We start from the raw sequence: 17,727 nt of genomic DNA, 5'->3' as shown, positions 1-17,727 counted from the left end.
GCGCGAGACCGACCTCGGGGCGGTCTCGCGCGGTGTGCCGAACGAGCGGTGAGTCCGGCCGGGTGAGTCGCGGCCTGGCGCTGCCCGGGACGGCGGCGTGCATGCTCGCGGCGGTGATCTCGACCGTCATCGGACTGACCGCGTGCGGCGACGCGACCCAAGGTGGTCCGGGCACGCTCGAGTTGGGGACCACGGGGCCCGCGGCCGCCCCCCGATCCGCCCCGCCGTCCACGTTCGCCTCGCTCGTGTCCGGCCCACGGTACGTCGTTCGCCCCGCACCCGCGGCGGCGGAGATGCCGACGCCCTGAACCTACGGACGGTCCCGTGGGCCGGTGTGGGACGCGCGGATCCCGGAGGGGGAGATCCGCGCGTCCCACACCGGCCCTGCCCCAACCCGTGCGGCGACGGTCACAGCTGCAGGTAGCGCAACACCGCCATCACCCGTCGGTGATCGGTGTCCGAGGGCGGCAGATCCAGTTTGGTGAAGATGTTGCCGACGTGCTTCTCCACCGCCCGCTCGGTCACCACCATCTTCTTCGCGATCGCCGCGTTGGTACGTCCCTCGGCCATCAGGCCCAGGACCTCGTGCTCGCGCGGGGTCAGCGTGTTCAGCCCGCCGCTGCGCAGGCCCGCGCCGAACAACTGGGTGACCACCTCGGGGTCCAGCGCGGTGCCACCGGCCGCGACCCGCTCCAGCGCGTCGGTGAAGTCCCGGGTGTCCACCACCCGTTCCTTGAGCAGGTAACCCACCCCCGCCGCGTTGCCGCCGAGCAGTTGGGCGGCGTAGCGGGTCTCGATGTACTGCGAGAAGACCAGCACGCCGATGCCGGGATGCTCGCGCCGGATGTCGATCGCGGCCCGCAGCCCCTCGTCGGTGTGCGTGGGCGGCATCCGGATGTCGACCACGCACACATCGGGTTTGTGCTCGGCCACCGCCGCCCGCAGCGCGTCGGCGTCGGGGACGGCCGCGGCCACCTCGTGGTCGCGGTCGAGAAGCAGTTGGACGAGGCCGTCCCGCAGGATGGCGGCGTCCTCGGCGATGACGATGCGCATGGGCTCGATCGTCCCATGCCCGGGCCGGCCCCCCGACCGGCGGCCCGGCGACCGGCTCAGCCACGGATCGGCAGGTCCACCGTCACCTGGGTCGGCCCGCCGGTCGGGCTGTCGATGCGCAGTACGCCGTCCACCGTGCGGGCCCGCTCGACCAGTCCGGTGAGGCCGCTGCCCTTGCCCCCGTGCGCGCCGCCGCGCCCGTTGTCGGTGACCGACAACCGCAGCAGGCCCTCGCGCACACTCACGTCGACGATCGCGGCGGTCGCGCCAGAGTGGTGCGCGACGTTGGTGAGCAGCTCGGCGGCGCAGAAGTACGCGATGGTCTCGATCGTGGCGGGCGGCCGGACCGGGATGTCGGTGCGCACCTCGACCGGCACCGCGCTGCACGCCGCAAGGGTGGCCAGCGCGGCGTCCAGGCCCTGGTCGAGCACCGGCGGGTGGATCCCCCGGGCGAGGTCGCGCAGTTCCACGATCGCTTCCCGGGCGTTGCCGAGCGCGCTGTCCACGAGGATGCGGGCGCGGTCCACGTCCATCGGGCGCTCGGTGTCCTCGGCGTCGAGTTTCTCCCTGGCCAGGCTCAGGTTCATCGCGAGCGCCACGAGTCGGGCCTGTGCGCCGTCGTGCAGGTCGCGCTCGATCCGGCGCAGCGTGGCGGCCGAGTCGTCGACGGCGATCGCGCGGGTCTCCTCCAGGTCGGCCATGCGCTGGGCGGACTTGCTGGGCCCGAGCAGGGCGGGGATGAGCAGGCGGTCGAGCAGTACGACGCCTCGGACCGCCCACGGCGCGAGCAGCAGGATCAGCACGCCCACCACGGACACGACCAGTTGCAGCGGCAGGGTGTCGAAGTACAGGTCGTTGATCTGGATTCCCGAGTGGTGCACGACGCCGTCGGAGTCGGTGACGTGCGGGTCGAAGGCGGCCATGAGCACCGGGTAGACCAGCAGGACCAGGCCGTTGCCCCAGAACATGCCGGTGACCATCACGATGAGCAGGCCCAGTGGGAGCTTGAGCACGGTGTACGCGACCGCCCGCCAGCCCTCGGCGTTGCCGAGCGCGGATCCGAGCAGCCCGAGCGGTCCGGGCCGGCGCCGGAAGGGGCTCAGCGGCGGTACCTGGACCCCGAGCATGGCCCGGGCAAGGCCGCGATGCACGCCGCCCCACGCGCGGGCGCCCATCACGAGCAGGGCGAGGAGGGGCAGGCCGATCAGGGTGACGGTCAGGGCGATCCCGAACGCGGCGAGCACGAAGGCGACGCCGAATCCGAACACCGCGAGCGGGAAGGTGAGGATGGCGTAGCCGAACTCGGCCCATGTTCGTCGGGTGAACGGGGCCTTCAGGAAGGTGGGCATCGGCATCCTCGGAGTGCTGCGGACGTGACGGTGGAGTGTGCCCATGCTCTCCGGCACGGGGACGCGGATGCGAGGGTGACAGCCCCCGACGTCACGGTTCGGTTTGCCCCACCTCCCATCACGGACATTGTGCCGCGTAGTCCCGCGGCGACCGGCCGCCGCATCCCCGGGGACCTCGCCGCGCCGGGTCCCCGTTCACCGCCCCGGGCGGGCCGCCCCCGTGTGTACCGCCTCGGCGACCGCGTCGGCCAGCGGGCCGGTCTCCTCGGCGGTGAGCGTGGCCACGGTGATCCGCAGGCCGGGCGGCGAGGTGATCCGGTAGCGCGCGCCGGGGGCCACGACCCATCCCCGGGCGAGCAGGCCGGCGACCGCGGCGGTCTCGTCCCGGACCTCGATCCACACGTTGATCCCGGTGTCGCCCACCGCCCGCACACCCCGCTCGCGCAGTGCCTCGATCAGCCCGGTCCGGCGCACCCGGTACGCCTCCCGGGCCACGCGGATGTGTGCGGCGACCTCGGCGGAGGTCCACGCGTGGGCGACCGCGTGCTGGAGCGCGTGGCTGATCCAGCCGGGGCCGAGCCGCTGCCGGCCGATGATCCGGTCGATGGTGATCGCGTCGCCGGCCAGCATGGCGCAGCGCAGGTCGGGCCCGTACGCCTTGGAGGCCGAGCGGATGTGTGCCCAGTGCGTGGTGATGCCGGCGAGGGTGTGCAGGTCGCGGCCGGAGATGTCGTTGCCGTGGTCGTCCTCCAAGAGCACGACCCGCGGGTGTGCGGCCAGGATCGAGCGCAGCGCGGCGGCGCGTTCGGCGGACACCGAGGCGCCGGTGGGGTTGTGCGCGCGGGCGGTGACCACGAACGCGCGGGCGCCGGCGCGCAGCGCGTCCTCGGTCGCGGCCGGGTCGGGTCCCTGGTCGTCGACGGGGATCGGGCGGGGGGTGAGGTTGAGCGCGCCGAGCAGGTCGAGCAGGTTGCTCCAGCCCGGGTCCTCGACCGCGACCAGGTCGCCGGGGCGCAGGTGGGCGGTGAGCGAGCGCTCGATGCCGTCGAGCGCGCCGGAGGTGGCGGCCAAGTGGTCGGTGGGTACGCCCGCCGCGTCGAGCACGGTGCGGGCGGCGTCCTCGAACGGCCGGTACAGCGCGCCGTGCACGTACAGGGGTCGCCAGTGGCTCGGCTCGGGGAAGACCGGCGAGGGCAGCAGCGCGGGGTCGGGCTCGCCGCTCGCCAGGTCGCGCGCGCCGGGCGGCACGCTCGGGCCCAGGGTGTTGCGCTGGGTGGTGGCCGGGCGAGCCCGGATGCGGGTGCCGGCCCGGCCGTGGGTCTCCACGATGCCGCGTTCGCGCAGGGTGCGGTAGGCGGCGGCGACGGTGTTGGCGTTCACGCCGAGTTCGGCCGCGAGCGTGCGCACGGGCGGCAGCGCGTCGCCGGGGGCGATCTCGCGCGCGTGCAGGTCGCGCTCGACGGATGCGGCGATGTCGGCGGCGGTGCGACCGGTGGTGGCCATGCTTCTCCTGCGTCCTGGACACATTCCGGGAGGAGGTTATGCCGTTGACAGCCTCCCCAGGTCCGGCTTTATTGTACTACTCCAAAGAGCGTTTTGAACTAGTACAAAGGATCTTCGTGATGGCCGAGTACCCCGTCACCGCCGCCACCGCCCCGAAGCGTCACCGCGACCGCATGCGCTACGACGTCGACGTGGTGCACGCGATCCTGGACGCCGGCTTCATGGCGCACGTCTCGTTCACCGTCGGCGGCCGACCCCAGCTGATCCCGCTCGCGTTCGGACGCGACGGGGAGCGCCTGTACCTGCACACCTCCAGCGGCGGGCAACTCGCCCTCGCCGCCCGGGCGAGCGGCGCCGAGGGGGTGCCGGTGGCGATCTCGGTCACCCACGTCGACTCGGTGGTGCTCTCCCGCTCGGCGATGCACCACTCGGTGGACTACCGCTGCGTGATCGCGCACGGCCCGCTCGTGCACGTCACCGACCCCGACGAACAACTGCACGCCTACCGGGTGATCATCGACCACCTGGTGCCCGGCCGTGCCGACGACGTGCGCGCGCCGAGCCCGAAGGAGAACGCGCAGACCACGGTGTTGCGCCTGGACCTGGACCAGGTGGCCGCGAAGGTCCGCGACCACGGCCTGGCCGAGGACCCCGACGACCTCGACCTCCCCTACTACGCGGGCGTGGTCCCCCTCACCACCACCCGGGGCCCCATCCGCCCCGACCGCGCCGACCAGGCCCTCCCGCCCTACCTGGCCACCTGGCTGGGAGCCTCCTGAGCGGTGACGGTGCGGGGGGGACGCCGCCGATGACGCCCCGTCAGTCGTGTTCCACCCGGGCGGCCATGCGGCAGGTCAGGGCGATGGCGACGACGAATACGCCTGCGGTGACGGCCAGTTGGGTGGTGGGGAGGGTGATTTCGTCGTTCGTGGCGGCGTCGGTGAGCACCTTCAGCACTCGGGCCGCCGGGCTGCCGGGGGTGACCAGGGCGGCGAGGGTGAGCAACGCCGCGATCGGGACGGCGTACGCGGCTCGGCGCAACACCGGACGGTTCGTCAGCGCGCCGATCGCGACGCCGGCCAGGATGGTGACGAACTGGGCCATCGCGCCGGCGGCGAGCGCCTCGCCGCGACCGACGCCGTGCGTGGCGTGGTTGGCGATGTGGTCCGTGCCGGCGGCGAGCGCGCCGGTGCAGATCGCGGCGAGCAGGCAGGTCAGGGTCAACGCGACGAGCAGCCCGGCCAGGTGCGCGCGCCCGGGTCCGACCGCCGCCGAGGCGGTGTGCCGGGCCGCCGCGGGCTCGACCGTGACGGCCACGCGCGTCAACCACACCGCGGTCGGCATGATCGCGGCCGCCGCCCACGCGAACGAGGACAGCAGCGGATCGCCGCCCGCCACCCCGATGCCCATCACCGCGGCGTAGAGCAGGACCGGCGGCACCCACCGATACGAGAGCAGCAGCAGCGCCGCCTGATAGCGCACCACGGCGGAGATCACGCGCCGTCTCCTTCCCGATGGACCGCCCGGACGCTGATCCCGGGCACGGCGGTGAGCAGATGCCGCAGCAGCGCGTCGGAGTGCGCGGTGCTGCTGTGCAGGCGCACCACGCCGGGCCTGCTCTGCTCGCGGACGGGATCGCCCGGGAGTCGGTCCAGTTCGGGGCTCGGCCCGGTGTCGATGTCGATCAGCACCCGGATCGCCTGGGCCTCGGGTATCGCCGCGACGACCGCGCCCGCCTCGACCCGATAGGTCTCGTACACCTGGTCGGCGAGCCGCCGGGGGTCGTGGTCGACGAAGACCACGGTGGCGCCCGCCTCGATGCGCTCGACCACACAGCCGTCCAGGACGTCGCGCGAGGGCTGGTCGAGCCCGGTCCATGCCTCGTCCAGGACCAGCAGATCCGGTTCGGCCAGGAACGCCTGGGCCACCGCCACCTTTTGGCAGGTGCCCTTGGACAACCCGCGCAGCGGCGCGCGTATCTTGTCGGCGAAGCCGAGGCGTTCGGCCCACTCGTCCGCGCGGCGCCGGCTCTCCCGGCCGGTGAGGCCGTGCAGTCGGCCCAGGTGGGTCAGGTATCGCCGGGCGGTGAGCGGCAGTTCGGGCGGGAAACGCTCGGGCACGTAGGCGGCCGAGCCGCGTTCGGTGACGCTGCCGGTGGTCGGCTCGCACACGCCGGCCAGCACCCGCAGGAGGGTGGACTTGCCGCCGCCGTTGCCGCCCTCGACCCGGATCAGCGCGCCGCGCGGCAGATGCAGGTCCACCGCGCGCAACACCCACGGGCCGCGCAGGCCGTACCGCTTGCCGACACCCGTCAGGTGCACCGTCGTCCCCCTTCGCCGAACCTCGGCAGCAGACCTTACGGCAGCACGGGGTCCGGCACATCCCGCGGCCGGCCCGGCAACGGCGCCAACTGCCTTGACCGGCAGGGCGGAACGCGCGGACGGGCCCGTCGCCGAGGCGACGGGCCCGTCCTTGCCGAACTCCGGTGCGCGGTGCCCTACAGGGCGGTCTTGGAGACCTTCGGGGCGTCCGCCTTCAGCTTGGCCCCGGCCGCGTTGGGGACCGGGTCGGGCTGCTTCTGGCAGACCGCGTCGGCCGCTCCGTGGCCGTTGCCCTTCGGGGTCTTGCCGGTGATCAGGTACTCGTTCAGGTAGTCGTCCAGGCAGGTGCTGCCGCTGAGCGAGATGCCGTGGTTGCGCCCGCCCTGCTCGACCACGAGGGCCGAGTCGCGCAGCAGGCGGTGCATGGTGACGCCCCCCTCGTACGGGGTCGCGGCGTCGTTGGTCGCCTGGAACAGCAGCGTCTTGGGCAGCTTGTCGTTGGCGACGTTCACCGGCTTGAGGCTGCTGGTGGGCCAGAACGCGCACGCCGCGTTGAACCAGACGTTGTTCCAGGTCAGGAACGGCGCCTTGGCGTAGGTCTTGACCGCGTCCCGGTGCCAGGTGGCCCAGTCCTTCGGCCACGCCGCGTCCCGGCACTGGGTGGCCAGGTAGCCGCTGTTGATGTTGTCGTTGCCGGGACTGGCCGCCGCCAGGTCCTCGTAGGCGGTACGCAGCGGACCGGTGACGTGGTCGACCGCGTAGCCCGAGAAGCCCTCGGCCAACTCGGCCCAGTAGGCGTCGTTGTAGCCGCCCTGCGCGAACGCGTCCTCGAGTTCGGAGGCGCCGACGACACCCTCCGCCGGCGCCTTGGCCAGCGCCGCGCGCATCGTGTACCAGGACTTCTCGACCTGGGCCGGGTCGGTGCCCAGGCGGTAGTTCGCGTCGTACTTGGCGACCCAGGCGAAGAACGCCTTCATGTTGGCGTCGAACGCCACGTCCTGGGTGAGCTGGCCGCCGTACCAGACACTGTCCCTGCTCGGGTCGACGATGCTGTCCAGCACCAGGCGCTTGACCCGGCTCGGGAACAGCTTGGCGTAGACCGAACCGAGGTAGGTGCCGTACGAGTAGCCGAAGTAGCTGATCTGCTTGGCTCCCAGCGCGGCGCGGATCGAGTCCATGTCCGCGGCCTGGGCCGGCGTGTTCATGTACTTCAGGAAGTCGCCGTACTTGTCACCGCACGCCTTGGCGAAGGTGTACACCCGCTTGATGTTGGCGAATTCGTCGCCGAAGTCGTCGGGGACGGTGTTCGGACGCACCGGGTTGTTGAAGCCCGGGACGCAGTCCAGGTGCGGCTCGCTCGCGCCGGCGCCGCGGGGGTCGAAACCGATCACGTCGAACTGCGCGGCCACCTCGGGGCGCAGGTTCTTCGCGACGTAGCCGGCCAGACCGCGGCCGGGCGCGCCGGGGCCGCCGGGGTTGACCAGGAGCGGGCCGAGCGACTTGGCGGCGGTGTGCGGAATCCGCGACACCGCGATCGTGATCTTCTGCCCGTCGGGACGGCTGTGGTCCATCGGGACCTGCAACGAACCGCATTCCAGCTTCGGATAATTCGAGCTGCCGCAGTTCTTCCAGGCGATGGGGGTGGACGCGGACTCGGCCGAGGGTGCCGGGGAGTCGTCCGCCAAAGCCGGCGGGGCGAGGGTCAGGAGCCCGCCCACCAGCGTCGTGGCGGCTGCGAACGCGACGAGAGTGTGTCTCTTCACGTGGGTGTTCCTCCATGTGACGGAGCTGTCACGAGTGACATCGACGCCGCAGATGCTGCCGTGCGAAGGACCGATGCGACGAGGGGACGGTCGGTACGGAACGGAAATCCTTGCCAAGGGGAGTGGTTACCGTTACCCAAATTTTGGGTTTGAACCGTGATACGTCCGTTTGGCCGCTTATATCAGCAATCTGATGGGCAGTCAGCCGCCTGCGGACCGTATCCGACGCGCGTAGCGGCGGAGTCGGGTCGGCTCCCGTTCGGGTTCGGGTCGGGCCCTCGTCGGGCCCGACCCGCGATCCCGTCGGCCGTGCGCCGGCCGGGCGTGTGCTCAGCCCCGATACGGCGGCGTCTGGCCCCAGTCCCAGCGCGGCATGGGTGTTTCGGGCAGCGGCGGCGGGTTGGGGCCGGAGTAGATGATCGCCATCCGGGTGCCCCACTCCAGGTAGTAGGCCAGCACGCCCCGGAACTCCGGGTCGGCGGGCAGTTCCACGTCGTCGGCCGTCTCCAGGAGCAGGGCCACCCAGCGCCGCCGCTGCGTCTCGCTGATCCCGCGGCCCAGGTGCTTCGAGGCCATGTGCCGGTGCCCGCCCAACTCGGTGCTGTAGCGCGCCGGGCCGCCGAACACCTCGGCCAGCCACGCCGCGACGTGCTCCGCATGGTGCGCGTCCATGTCGGCGAACACCGGGGCCAGGATCTCGTCCTTGGCCACCCGCTCGTAGAACGTGGTGAACAACTTCTCGAACGCGGGCGCGCCGCCGGCCCACTCGTACAGCGTCGGCGTCGACCCGCCCCGGCCGACCACTTCGGTCACCGCGTAGTGCCGCATCTCCTCGATCGCGGCCACGTACGGCCGGATCGCGGCGAAGAAGGCGGCGAAGTGCGGACCCTTGCGGAAGCCGTTCAGGTGCTCGTCGGCCGAAGTCCAGCGAATCCGCAGGATGTACGCGGACGGCTCCTCCGCGCATCGGCTCAACTCGTAGTCCACACACTCCGGCGCGGCGGCCAGCGACTCGGCCGCGCGGGCGTAGGCGGCCTCGAATTCACCGGCCTGCCCCTCGGCGATCGTGTAGCGGATGTATTCGACGATCATGAACGGTCCCCCATGCCAGGCGCTGGTTCGATCGCGTCAACCATAGGCAGGATCACCGGCGCGGTGATCATCGACGCGGCCCGATTTCGCCGACCGCGTAAGGGCGTAGGCACCCGTGAAGCGCCGAAACCCGTCCCCCGATCCCGCCGGGCGCGACGCGGCGGGATCGGGACGGACGGGTCCCGGGCCGGCCCGGGTTGGCGGGCCGACTGCGGGGTGCGGCGGATCGGACGATGCGCCCCGCAGAGTTCGGCGACGATCTTTTCATACTTACTCGACGCTGCGCCGGTTGCTCCCGCACCGGGTTTGCGGCACCGGCTTTCGGGTGCCGTGGCGCGGTCGATATCGGCACAGCCACGGCAAAGGATGCACTATCCGAAACTCCCCATCCAACCGGTGTGATCGCGAGGGTGGTCATTCGCGCACCGACGCCTCCCGCAGCAGTGCCACCGTCCGCGACCACGCGTCGGCCGCCGCCTCCGGTCGGTACGTGTCGCGCTCGTCGCAGAAGAACCCGTGCGGGGTGTCCGGGTACAGCACCACCTCGTGCCGCGGGCCCGACCGGGCCGACTCGCGGGCGATCCGGGCGCGGTCCTCGGCCGTGTACAGCGCGATCTCGCCCGTGGTCAGCCATCCCGGGTAGAACGCCACGAGCGCCGCCAACGGCACCTCCGTCGCCGCGTAGTACGCGATGTGCCCGCCCGCGCTCAACCCCACCACACCCGCTCCCCGCCCACGAACGTCTCCACCACCTGCGTCGACCCGATCTCCCCCGCCGCCCCCGCGAACGGATCCCGATCCAACACCACCAGGTCCGCGTGGTTGCCCACCACGATGCTCCCGGTGTCGTCCAGGTGGTTCACGTACGCGCTGCCCGCCGTGTACGCCGCCAGCGCCGCGTGCAGATCCAACCGCTGCTCCGGGAAGAACACCGGGGAGTCCGACCCGAGCACGCGCCGGTTCACCGCCACGTGGATCCCGTGCAGCGGATCGGGGCTGGACACCGGCCAGTCGCTGCCCGCGGCCAAGGTCGCGCCGCAGCGCGCCAGTTCGCCGAACGGGTACTGCCACGCGGCCCGCTCCGGGCCCAGGAACGGGATGGTCAGCGTGTCCATCTGCGGCTCGTGCGCGGCCCACAACGGCTGCATGTTGGCGCTCGCCCCGAGTGCGCGAAAGCGCGGGATGTCGTCCGGGTGCACCACCTGGAGGTGGGCGAGGTGCGGCCGGGTGTCCTTCCAGCCGTTCGCCGCCCGCATCGCCGCGACCGCGTCCAGCGCCTCCCGCACCGCGCGGTCGCCCAGCGCGTGGAAGTGCACCTGGAAGTCGTGCGCGTCCAGGGCCGTCACGTAGCCGCGCAGCGCCTCCGGTTCGATGAAGCTGATCCCGCTGTTGTCCGAGGCGCAGCCGCACGAGGTGAGATACGGGCTGAGCATCGCGGCGGTGAAGTTCTCCGCGATCCCGTCCTGCATGATCTTCACCGTCCGGCAGGACAGCCGGCCCCGGGTGCCCATCTCGCGGCGCGCGAGCAGGTCCTCGATCTGCTCCGCCCCACGATCGCGTTCCCACCACAACGAACCGACCACCCGGGCGGTGAGTTGCCCACGATCCACCGCCGTCAGGTACGCGGAAGTGGCGTCGGTGATGTTGGCGTGCGCGCCCAGGAGCGCGTCCTGCCACGCGGTGACGCCGAGCGAGTGCAGCACCGCCTGTGCCCGCAGCAGCCCGGCGACCTGGTCCTCGGCGGTCGATGGCGGCAGCAGCCGGCCGACCAGGTTGGCAGCCCCCTCCTGGAGCACGCCGGTCGGCTCGCCGTCCGCGTCGCGTTCGATCCGCCCGTCGGCCGGGTCGGCGGTGTCGCGGGTGATGCCCGCGAGGCGCAGCGCGAGGCTGTTCGCCCAGGCGCCGTGGTGGTCGCGGTTGGGCAGGTACACCGGCCGGTCGGGGACGATGTCGTCGAGCATCGACCGGTGCGGCAGGCCGCCGGGGAAGGCCTCCATGGACCAGCCGCCGCCGGTGATCCACTCGACGTCGGCGTCGGCCTCGGCGTACTCCCGGATCACCCGCCGGTAGTCGGCGAGCGTCTCGTACTCGGACAGGTCGCACTGTCCCATCTCCATGCCGGCGCCCACGGGGTGCACGTGCGCATCCTGGAACCCGGGGATCAGCAGTCGGCCCGCGAGGTCCACCACCTCGGTGCGGGTCCCGATCAGTTCGCGCACCTCGTCGTGCCCGACCGCGACGATGCGCCCATCCCGTACGGCGACCGAACTCGCCCGTCCGCGGGCACCGTCGACGACGTACACCGGCCCACCGGTGAAGACCAGGTCGGCGGCCACCGAGGCCGACGCCGGGCGAGTGATGATCGTGGTGGTGCTCATGCGTGCCCCCTGGCCTTGAATGCGTCGAAGTCGGCGGCGTCGTTGTAGCGGTCCATCGGCAGTTCGATCGCGTCACCGTCGGTGCCGCGACCGGTCTCGAAGTAGGGCGATTTGCGTACGTACTTGGCGTAGGCCGCGAAGCCCAGACCGACGAGGATCACCGCCATCGGTACCGAGAACATGAACCAGCCGTTGTCGGGGCTGAGTTCGAAACTGTCGCTCATGGTCAGGTAGTCGTAGGAGAGGTACGCCCCGACCCCGAGCAGCGCGAGGCCGCTGAGCGCGGGAATGACCACCGCCCGCACCCCCTCGCGCGGATCGGTGCGCAGCGTCGGCCCGAAGCGCACGGCGCACGCGATCGCGGTGAGGCCGTAGTAGAAGGCGACGATCAGGCCGATCGAGTTGACCGCCGCCAGGATCATGTCGTTGAGCTTGGGGATGCCGATCGCCAGGACGGCGGTGCCGGCGGCGATCGCCATGATCAGCACCGTGCCGATCGCGGGCGAACCGAACGTCGGGTGGATCCGGGTCCACACCTTGCCGAGCGTCTGGTCCCGGCCCATCGCCAGCATGCCGCGCGCGGTCGGGATGACCCCGGACTGGAGCGAGGCGACCGCGGAGAAGATCAGCGCCAGCAGCGGCAGGCTTGCCCACGGATCGGCGGCGAGGTGGGCGCCGAGGAAGGTCAGGCCCTGCGGCCCGTTCTCGGTCATCTCGGGCACGGTCATCACCCGCTGGAAGGCGATCGCACCGAGCAGGAACATGCCGAGCATCACGAACAGCGCGATCAGTCCGCCCCGGGCCGAGTCCTCGGGGTTCTTGGTCTCCTCGGTGACGCTGAAGGCCGCGTCCCACCCCCAGAAGAAGAAGACCGCGAGCACCAGGCCCTGCGCGAAGTGCGGCGCGGAGTCGATCTCGAACGGGTTGAACCAGGAGAACGAGAACGGCTGCTCGCCGACCGCGATGGCCCAACAGCAGAAGATCAGCAGCACGCTGTACTCGAAAACGAGCAGGAAGGTCTGGAGCCGGGTGGCCTGGTGCACGCCGGTGACCGCGAGCACGGTGACCACCACGAGTACGACCAGCCCCAGCACCGTGCTGAGTTTGGTCGAGTTCGGGTCCAGGGCCAGCCCGACGAACTCGTGCCACCCGGCCTTGTTGGCGAACTGGAGCAGCACCGAGCCGGTGATCGCGCTGGTGTAGGCGAGGAAGATGACCGACCCGGCCAGGGCGACCCAGCCGGTGAGGAAACCGGACCACGGGCCGATCGACTTGCCGACCCAGACATAGCCGCTGCCGCAGTTGGGCTCGACCCGGTTGAGGCGGGCGTACGCGCCGGCGATACCGAGCATGGGCAGGAACGCGATCAGGATGATCACCGGGGTGCTCGACCCGACGGTGGCGGCCAGGCTGCCCATGCCGACGCCGATGCTGGTGGTGGCGGCCGTGCTGGACGCGGCGACCGCGACACCGTCGAGGACGCCGAGCGACTTGCGCAGCGCGGGTGGGCCGTCGTCCCGGGGCAGGTTCGTTGACATCGGCGCTCCAAGGAGGGCAAAAGCTGATGGGGGGTGGACGCCGATGAAACAGCTTGCGTCGGAATTACGTCAATGGTGTTGACATAAGGTGGATCCCCATGGCGGGCACGTCCCCGGAGGAGCAATGGACCCGACAGTCGAGACGAATACATCGAACAGGGCAAAGCAAACACAATCGAACAGTGCGGAGCAATCATCTCGGACAAATCGCGTCATAGGCGAGCGCCGGCGCCGCAGGCCGACCAAGTCCGGGGTGGTTTTGTCCGAGGATGTCATCATCGAGTGTGCCGTACGGCTGATCGGCCACCACGGCGCGGAGGCCCTGACCGTCCGCAGACTCGGCGCCGCCCTGGGGTGCGACCCGACCGCCGTCTACCGTTACTTCCGCAGCACCGACGACCTGCTCCTGGGCATCGCCGACTTCCTGATCGGCGAGACGTTGACCGGCTACCGGCCCGGCCCCGACTGGGTGGCGTCACTGCGCGAACTGGGCCTGCGGGTCCGGGACGGCCAACTGCGGCATCCGCGCGTGGCCACCATCGCCGCCGCGCGGGTCACCCGGCGGCACAACGAGTTCCGGGCGGTGGAACTGGGCGTCTCCCTGTTGCTCTCGGCCGGCTTCTCCCCCGCCGACGCGGCCCGCTACTACCACGTGTTCATCGACACCGTGCTGGCCCACGCGGCTCTGGAGGCGTCCTATGCCACGCTCGCCCCCGAGGTGCGCGAGGCCGACGACCGGTCGTGGGAGGAGACGTACCGGATGTTGCCCACCGCCGACTACCCGGCCATCGGCGCGGTACGTCCGCACCTGGCGGCGGGGATGTCGGGCAGTCCGTTCGAGGACGTCCTGGACCTGCTGCTCGAATCGCTCGCCCGTCGGGTGTGAATCGGTCCGCACCGGCCCGGCCGGGTGCGCCGCCCCCCTTCGCCGCCTCGGCCGCTCGGCGAAAACGGCGGCGGGAAGTGCCACCACCCGTACCGTGGCCACCAGCCGACCCTGTGTCAACAGCACAGGTGGGTACACGCGTCGTGGGGGTGCCGCAGACTCGATAAGGTGGCGCGTGTTTTCAGACCTCACCACTCCCACGGGGGATCCGTGCTGATCGACAAGTTCATGCATGGCGTCGTGGCTCCCACCGCGAAGGCGATCTACCGCCCGCGCACCGAGGGCCGCGAGAATGTTCCGATGACCGGCCCGGTCATCATCGCCAGCAACCACCTGTCGTTCGTTGACAGCGTCGCGATCCCCGTGGTGATGCCACGCAAGGTGTCGTTCCTCGCCAAGGCCGAATACTTCGACGGCCCCGGGCTCAAGGGCCGGGTCAGCAAGGCCTTCTTCACCGGCATCGGCGCCGTCCCCGTGCCCCGCGGTACACACAGCGCGGCGAAGGCCGCGCTGGAGACGGCCCTTTCGGTACTGGAGCGCGGCGACGCGTTCGGCATCTACCCCGAGGGCACCCGCTCGCGCGACGGCCGGCTGTACCGGGGCCGGACGGGCGTCGCGTGGCTGGCCCTGGCCGCGCGGTGCCCGGTCGTCCCGGTCGGGATCATCGGCACCGACCGAATCCAGCCGATCGGCTCGAACATCCCCAAGCTGTCCCCGCGCGCGCTCGCCCGCTTCGGCGAACCGCTCGACTTCTCGCGCCACTACGGGCGGACCGACGTGGCCCGGGCCCGGCGCGAGATCACCGACGAGATCATGGAAGCGATCCAGAAGTTGTCGGGGCAGGACTACGCGGGCGTCTACAACGAGACGCCCGCCGAGGTCTGAGCCGACGGGCGCCCCGCGCCCTCCCGGATCGGGTGGGCGCGGGGCGTTGCGGGCGGAGCGGTGCGCCGGCCGCGCACGGGTCCGCAGGCGGGTTCGCCGGCGGTCCGCGTGCGGCTCAGCGCACGCGGCCGTCCCAGTTCCAGGCGCCGGCCGACACCCGTGGTCTGCCCGGCAGTTCACCCCGACCCGTGCACCACAGCAGGGTCGCCGCCGGCGCCGGCCCCGGCGGTGCGTCGGGGAACAACCGGGTCAGCGCGGGGCCGGCGAGGCCGTCCGGGGGCGTCCAGGCGATGCCGAGCGCCCGGGTGATGTCGTGCGTGTGCATCAGCAGTTCGACCACGCCCATCGCGGCGAAGCCGGTGCGATCCGCATGCCCCCATGGGTGCCACGCGCGCGCCTCGGGCGGGGCGTGCCGCACCGTCGTGGCGAGCAGGGTGCCGGCGATCCGCAGTCCGTCCAGGCACGCGTCGATCGGCGCCTGTGGGTCGAGCGACGCGAACAGCGTGATGTAGCGATCGGTCGGGCGGGCGATCAACAGGCCGGTATAGCCGACCAGGCCGAGCGCGAGGTGGTCGAGCAGTTGCCGGGCCGAGCGCTGCTCGTCCGCGAGGCGGTGCCAGGCGGACGGGTCGGCGGTGGGTGTGGTCGCCGCGGCTCGGGCCAGTACGTCGAGGCAGGTCGCGGTGGCCCGGGTGACCGCGTCGGACCACGTGGGCGCCTCGGTCGCGGGCGCCCCGTGCCCCGCGCCCTGCGTCGCAGGCGCCGCGACCGCTGTCGTCCCGGCGCTCACCCGCGCAGCCCTTCGATCACGCGGGCGTACCCGTCCGCGCCGTGCCCGGCGGCGATCGCCCGCTCGGCGTAGGCGCGATACAGCTCCGGCAGCGCCGTGTCCACGCCGCGGTCCCGGCTCGCGTGGACCAGGTGGTCCATCGTGGCCAGGTGCACGTCCAGCGTGGCGTCGTCGCCGGGGTAGGCGCCGGCGTCCACCTGGGCGGCGTAGTGCCCGATGAAGCCGGTCACCGCCTGGGACAGCCAACGGTTGGCAATCGGAGTGAAGTCGGCGGCCTTGACCCCGTCGGCGCCGACCACGGCCGAACCGTGCAGCCAGCCGGTCAGGGTCGCCCACATCACGCCGAGCAGGGCGGTGTCGTACAGGCTCGCCACGCCCGCGTCCGGCCCCAGGTCGAGCGCATCGCCGAGAGCCCGGAGCGTGCCGACGTGCCGGGCGAACGCGGCGGCGTCGCCGCTGTACAGCAGCATCGACTCCGGCCGGCCGATCCCGGGCGGCGTGGACATGATCGCGCCGTCGACGTAGGCCGCGCCGAGCCGGGCCGCCCACACCGCGGCCTCGCGGGCCTGTTCGGGCGAGCCGGAGCCGAGGTTGACGACGGTCCGGCCCGCGAGCGTGGCCTGGGCCGCGGCGAAGGTCGTGTACATCGCGTCGTAGTCGAGCACGCAGACCACGATCAGCGGGCTCGCCGCGATCGCGTCGGCCACCGTCTCGGCCCGGACCGCACCCCGCGCGACCGGCCCGGCGGCCTTCGCCGGGGAGCGGTTCCATACCGTCGTGGGGTGGCCCGCCGCCCGGAACGCCTCGGTGAGCGCCCGGCCCATCGATCCCATCCCGATGACCGTCACGGCTTCGTGGTTCATGTTCGTCCTTCGTGCTTCGTGCTTCGTCGTTCGGCGGTCGTCGTCGAGCGGTCGCCGTTCGTCGGCCGTCGTTCGCCCGACCCGGACCACCCTCGCAGCGCCGAAACCGCGCCGACAGTGGCAGGAATGCCTCTCATCGCAAAATTCCTGCCGATCGGCGGACTAGGCTGTCCCGTCATGAACGACGACCGACCGCCGACACCCGCCCGCCCCGCGAACCGGGGATCGGGCCCGGGATCCGTGGCCGTCGCGGTGGTCGACGACGCCGCCATCGCGACCTGGGACGTCTACGAACTCGCGATCGCCTGCGCCGTGTTCGGCACCCCGCAGCCGGAACTCACGGACACCTGGTACGACTTCCGCGTCTGCGCGGAACGCCCCGAGCCCGGGTCCGGGGCAGCGGCGAGCGACGCGCCCGGCTTCTCCTTCGGCATCCGCACGCCGTACGGCTGGGACGCCCTGGCCGGCGCGGACACCGTGATCGTGGCGGCCGTCCCGCAGGAGTGCGTCGACCACGACGTCGACCTGCCCGCCCCGTTCCTGACCGCACTGCGCGCCGCCGCCGACGCCGGCGCGCGCATGGTCTCGCTGTGCACCGGCGCCTTCGCCCTCGCCGCCGCCGGCGTCCTGGACGGCCGCCGAGCCACCGCACACTGGGCGCATACCGAGCAACTGGCCCGGCGCCACCCGAAGGTCACCGTCGACGACAGCGTCCTGTACGTGGACGACGGCTCGGTGCTGACCAGCGCCGGCATGACCGCCGGCCTCGACCTGTGCCTGCACATCGTGCGCACCGACCTGGGCGCGCACATCGCCAACCAGCTCGCCCGCCGCCTGGTGGTCCAGGCGCACCGCCCGGGCGGCCAGGCCCAGTTCGTGGACCTGTCCGTCCCGGCCACCGACGACGAGGGCCTGGCCCCGGTGCTGCACTGGGCCGGCCGGCACCTCGACCGCCCGCTCACCGTCGACGACCTCGCCCGCCGGGCCCGGATGAGCCCGCGCACCTTCTTCCGCCGACTCCAGGCCGCCACCGGCACCACCCCGCTGCAATGGCTGCTCACCCAGCGCCTCGCCCGCGCCCAGTCCCTCCTGGAAACCACGGACCTGCCGATCGAACAGATCGGCGAGCGCAGCGGCCTCGGCACCACCGCCAACCTCCGCCACCACTTCGCCGCCCGCCTCGGCACCTCCCCCGCCGACTACCGCCGCGCCTTCCGCCCTTGACCCGTGCCGGCGACGACGGCGGCGACCGTGCCGGACCTGGACCCCGGGCCGCCCGAGTGACAGGCTTGAGACATCAGCCATT

General features: G+C 72.1%; 17 protein-coding genes. 5 read left to right on the top strand and 12 right to left on the bottom strand.

Annotation, left to right across the window (positions count from 1 at the left end; genetic code table 11):
• Window positions 1-62: 62 nt before the first annotated feature.
• A complete protein-coding gene (locus tag ACFXKZ_RS18240) occupies window positions 63-308 on the top strand; it encodes a hypothetical protein (protein ID WP_380001555.1) in 246 nt (81 codons plus the stop codon).
• 100 nt (window positions 309-408) lie between these two features.
• On the opposite strand, the gene ACFXKZ_RS18235 is transcribed toward ACFXKZ_RS18240, so the two are convergent.
• The 3 genes from ACFXKZ_RS18235 to ACFXKZ_RS18225 form a co-directional block, all read right to left on the bottom strand.
• Entirely contained in the window at window positions 409-1,053 is a 645-nt protein-coding gene (locus ACFXKZ_RS18235) for a response regulator transcription factor (protein WP_380001553.1), read from the bottom strand.
• Between the two features lie 56 nt (window positions 1,054-1,109).
• Window positions 1,110-2,402: a sensor histidine kinase gene (locus tag ACFXKZ_RS18230; RefSeq protein ID WP_380001551.1), complete on the bottom strand. Its 1,293-nt coding sequence runs from the start codon at window positions 2,400-2,402 to the stop codon at window positions 1,110-1,112.
• 195 nt (window positions 2,403-2,597) lie between these two features.
• Window positions 2,598-3,905 (bottom strand): aminotransferase class I/II-fold pyridoxal phosphate-dependent enzyme, encoded by a 1,308-nt coding sequence (locus tag ACFXKZ_RS18225; RefSeq protein WP_380001549.1) that lies wholly within the window; start codon window positions 3,903-3,905, stop codon window positions 2,598-2,600.
• Window positions 3,906-4,024: 119 nt separating this feature from the next.
• Here ACFXKZ_RS18225 and ACFXKZ_RS18220 point away from each other — a divergent pair, with 119 nt between their 5' ends.
• Window positions 4,025-4,684 (top strand): pyridoxamine 5'-phosphate oxidase family protein, encoded by a 660-nt coding sequence (locus ACFXKZ_RS18220; RefSeq protein ID WP_380001547.1) that lies wholly within the window; start codon window positions 4,025-4,027, stop codon window positions 4,682-4,684.
• A gap of 40 nt (window positions 4,685-4,724) precedes the next feature.
• Here ACFXKZ_RS18220 and ACFXKZ_RS18215 read toward each other — a convergent pair whose 3' ends face one another.
• The 7 genes from ACFXKZ_RS18215 to ACFXKZ_RS18185 all read right to left on the bottom strand — a co-directional run bounded on the left by ACFXKZ_RS18215 (window position 4,725) and on the right by ACFXKZ_RS18185 (window position 12,997).
• The gene (locus ACFXKZ_RS18215; RefSeq protein WP_380001545.1) at window positions 4,725-5,402 is read right to left on the bottom strand and encodes an ABC transporter; all 678 of its coding nucleotides are present in this window, start codon (window positions 5,400-5,402) and stop codon (window positions 4,725-4,727) included.
• Window positions 5,399-6,226 (bottom strand): ATP-binding cassette domain-containing protein, encoded by an 828-nt coding sequence (locus ACFXKZ_RS18210; protein WP_380001543.1) that lies wholly within the window; start codon window positions 6,224-6,226, stop codon window positions 5,399-5,401. The genes ACFXKZ_RS18215 and ACFXKZ_RS18210 overlap by 4 nt, the downstream gene beginning before the upstream one ends.
• A 176-nt stretch (window positions 6,227-6,402) precedes the next feature.
• The gene (locus ACFXKZ_RS18205) at window positions 6,403-7,797 is read right to left on the bottom strand and encodes an alpha/beta hydrolase (RefSeq protein ID WP_380002063.1); all 1,395 of its coding nucleotides are present in this window, start codon (window positions 7,795-7,797) and stop codon (window positions 6,403-6,405) included.
• A gap of 522 nt (window positions 7,798-8,319) precedes the next feature.
• Window positions 8,320-9,081, bottom strand: coding sequence for a group II truncated hemoglobin (locus tag ACFXKZ_RS18200; RefSeq protein ID WP_380001541.1), 762 nt, complete (start codon window positions 9,079-9,081; stop codon window positions 8,320-8,322).
• Between the two features lie 414 nt (window positions 9,082-9,495).
• A complete protein-coding gene (locus tag ACFXKZ_RS18195; RefSeq protein ID WP_380001539.1) occupies window positions 9,496-9,801 on the bottom strand; it encodes a dienelactone hydrolase family protein in 306 nt (101 codons plus the stop codon).
• The gene (locus ACFXKZ_RS18190) at window positions 9,789-11,459 is read right to left on the bottom strand and encodes an amidohydrolase (protein ID WP_380001537.1); all 1,671 of its coding nucleotides are present in this window, start codon (window positions 11,457-11,459) and stop codon (window positions 9,789-9,791) included. Before ACFXKZ_RS18190 ends, ACFXKZ_RS18195 begins: the two co-directional genes overlap by 13 nt.
• Entirely contained in the window at window positions 11,456-12,997 is a 1,542-nt protein-coding gene (locus ACFXKZ_RS18185) for an APC family permease (RefSeq protein ID WP_380001535.1), read from the bottom strand. The genes ACFXKZ_RS18190 and ACFXKZ_RS18185 overlap by 4 nt, the downstream gene beginning before the upstream one ends.
• Window positions 12,998-13,250: 253 nt before the next feature.
• Between ACFXKZ_RS18185 and ACFXKZ_RS18180 the strand changes: the two genes are divergently transcribed.
• Window positions 13,251-13,883 carry a TetR/AcrR family transcriptional regulator gene (locus tag ACFXKZ_RS18180; protein WP_380001533.1) on the top strand — a complete coding sequence of 211 codons (633 nt, stop codon included), beginning with the start codon at window positions 13,251-13,253 and terminating at the stop codon, window positions 13,881-13,883.
• A 210-nt stretch (window positions 13,884-14,093) separates the two neighbouring features.
• Entirely contained in the window at window positions 14,094-14,768 is a 675-nt protein-coding gene (locus tag ACFXKZ_RS18175) for a lysophospholipid acyltransferase family protein (protein ID WP_380001531.1), read from the top strand.
• A 115-nt stretch (window positions 14,769-14,883) separates the two neighbouring features.
• On the opposite strand, the gene ACFXKZ_RS18170 is transcribed toward ACFXKZ_RS18175, so the two are convergent.
• Both ACFXKZ_RS18170 and ACFXKZ_RS18165 read right to left on the bottom strand, forming a co-directional pair.
• A complete protein-coding gene (locus ACFXKZ_RS18170) occupies window positions 14,884-15,558 on the bottom strand; it encodes a hypothetical protein (protein WP_380001529.1) in 675 nt (224 codons plus the stop codon).
• The gene (locus ACFXKZ_RS18165; protein WP_380001527.1) at window positions 15,555-16,511 is read right to left on the bottom strand and encodes an NAD(P)-dependent oxidoreductase; all 957 of its coding nucleotides are present in this window, start codon (window positions 16,509-16,511) and stop codon (window positions 15,555-15,557) included. Before ACFXKZ_RS18165 ends, ACFXKZ_RS18170 begins: the two co-directional genes overlap by 4 nt.
• Before the next feature lie 87 nt (window positions 16,512-16,598).
• Here ACFXKZ_RS18165 and ACFXKZ_RS18160 point away from each other — a divergent pair, with 87 nt between their 5' ends.
• Window positions 16,599-17,645 (top strand): GlxA family transcriptional regulator, encoded by a 1,047-nt coding sequence (locus ACFXKZ_RS18160; RefSeq protein WP_380001525.1) that lies wholly within the window; start codon window positions 16,599-16,601, stop codon window positions 17,643-17,645.
• Window positions 17,646-17,727 lie beyond the last annotated feature (82 nt).

Origin of the sequence: Embleya sp. NPDC059237 (assembly GCF_042754105.1) — a bacterium.
GTDB lineage: Bacteria > Actinomycetota > Actinomycetes > Streptomycetales > Streptomycetaceae > Embleya.
This window is presented reverse-complemented; position numbering and strand designations above follow the sequence as displayed.

Excerpts from the sequence above, each read along its gene's own strand:
- ACFXKZ_RS18235 (WP_380001553.1), bottom strand. The coding sequence starts at position 1,053 with ATGCGCATCGTCATCGCCGAGGACGCCGCCATCCTGCGGGACGGCCTC.
- ACFXKZ_RS18230 (WP_380001551.1), bottom strand. The coding sequence starts at position 2,402 with ATGCCCACCTTCCTGAAGGCCCCGTTCACCCGACGAACATGGGCCGAG.
- ACFXKZ_RS18225 (WP_380001549.1), bottom strand. The coding sequence starts at position 3,905 with ATGGCCACCACCGGTCGCACCGCCGCCGACATCGCCGCATCCGTCGAG.
- ACFXKZ_RS18220 (WP_380001547.1), top strand. The coding sequence starts at position 4,025 with ATGGCCGAGTACCCCGTCACCGCCGCCACCGCCCCGAAGCGTCACCGC.
- ACFXKZ_RS18205 (WP_380002063.1), bottom strand. The coding sequence starts at position 7,797 with ATGGACCACAGCCGTCCCGACGGGCAGAAGATCACGATCGCGGTGTCG.
- ACFXKZ_RS18200 (WP_380001541.1), bottom strand. The coding sequence starts at position 9,081 with ATGATCGTCGAATACATCCGCTACACGATCGCCGAGGGGCAGGCCGGT.
- ACFXKZ_RS18190 (WP_380001537.1), bottom strand. The coding sequence starts at position 11,459 with ATGAGCACCACCACGATCATCACTCGCCCGGCGTCGGCCTCGGTGGCC.
- ACFXKZ_RS18185 (WP_380001535.1), bottom strand. The coding sequence starts at position 12,997 with ATGTCAACGAACCTGCCCCGGGACGACGGCCCACCCGCGCTGCGCAAG.
- ACFXKZ_RS18160 (WP_380001525.1), top strand. The coding sequence starts at position 16,599 with ATGAACGACGACCGACCGCCGACACCCGCCCGCCCCGCGAACCGGGGA.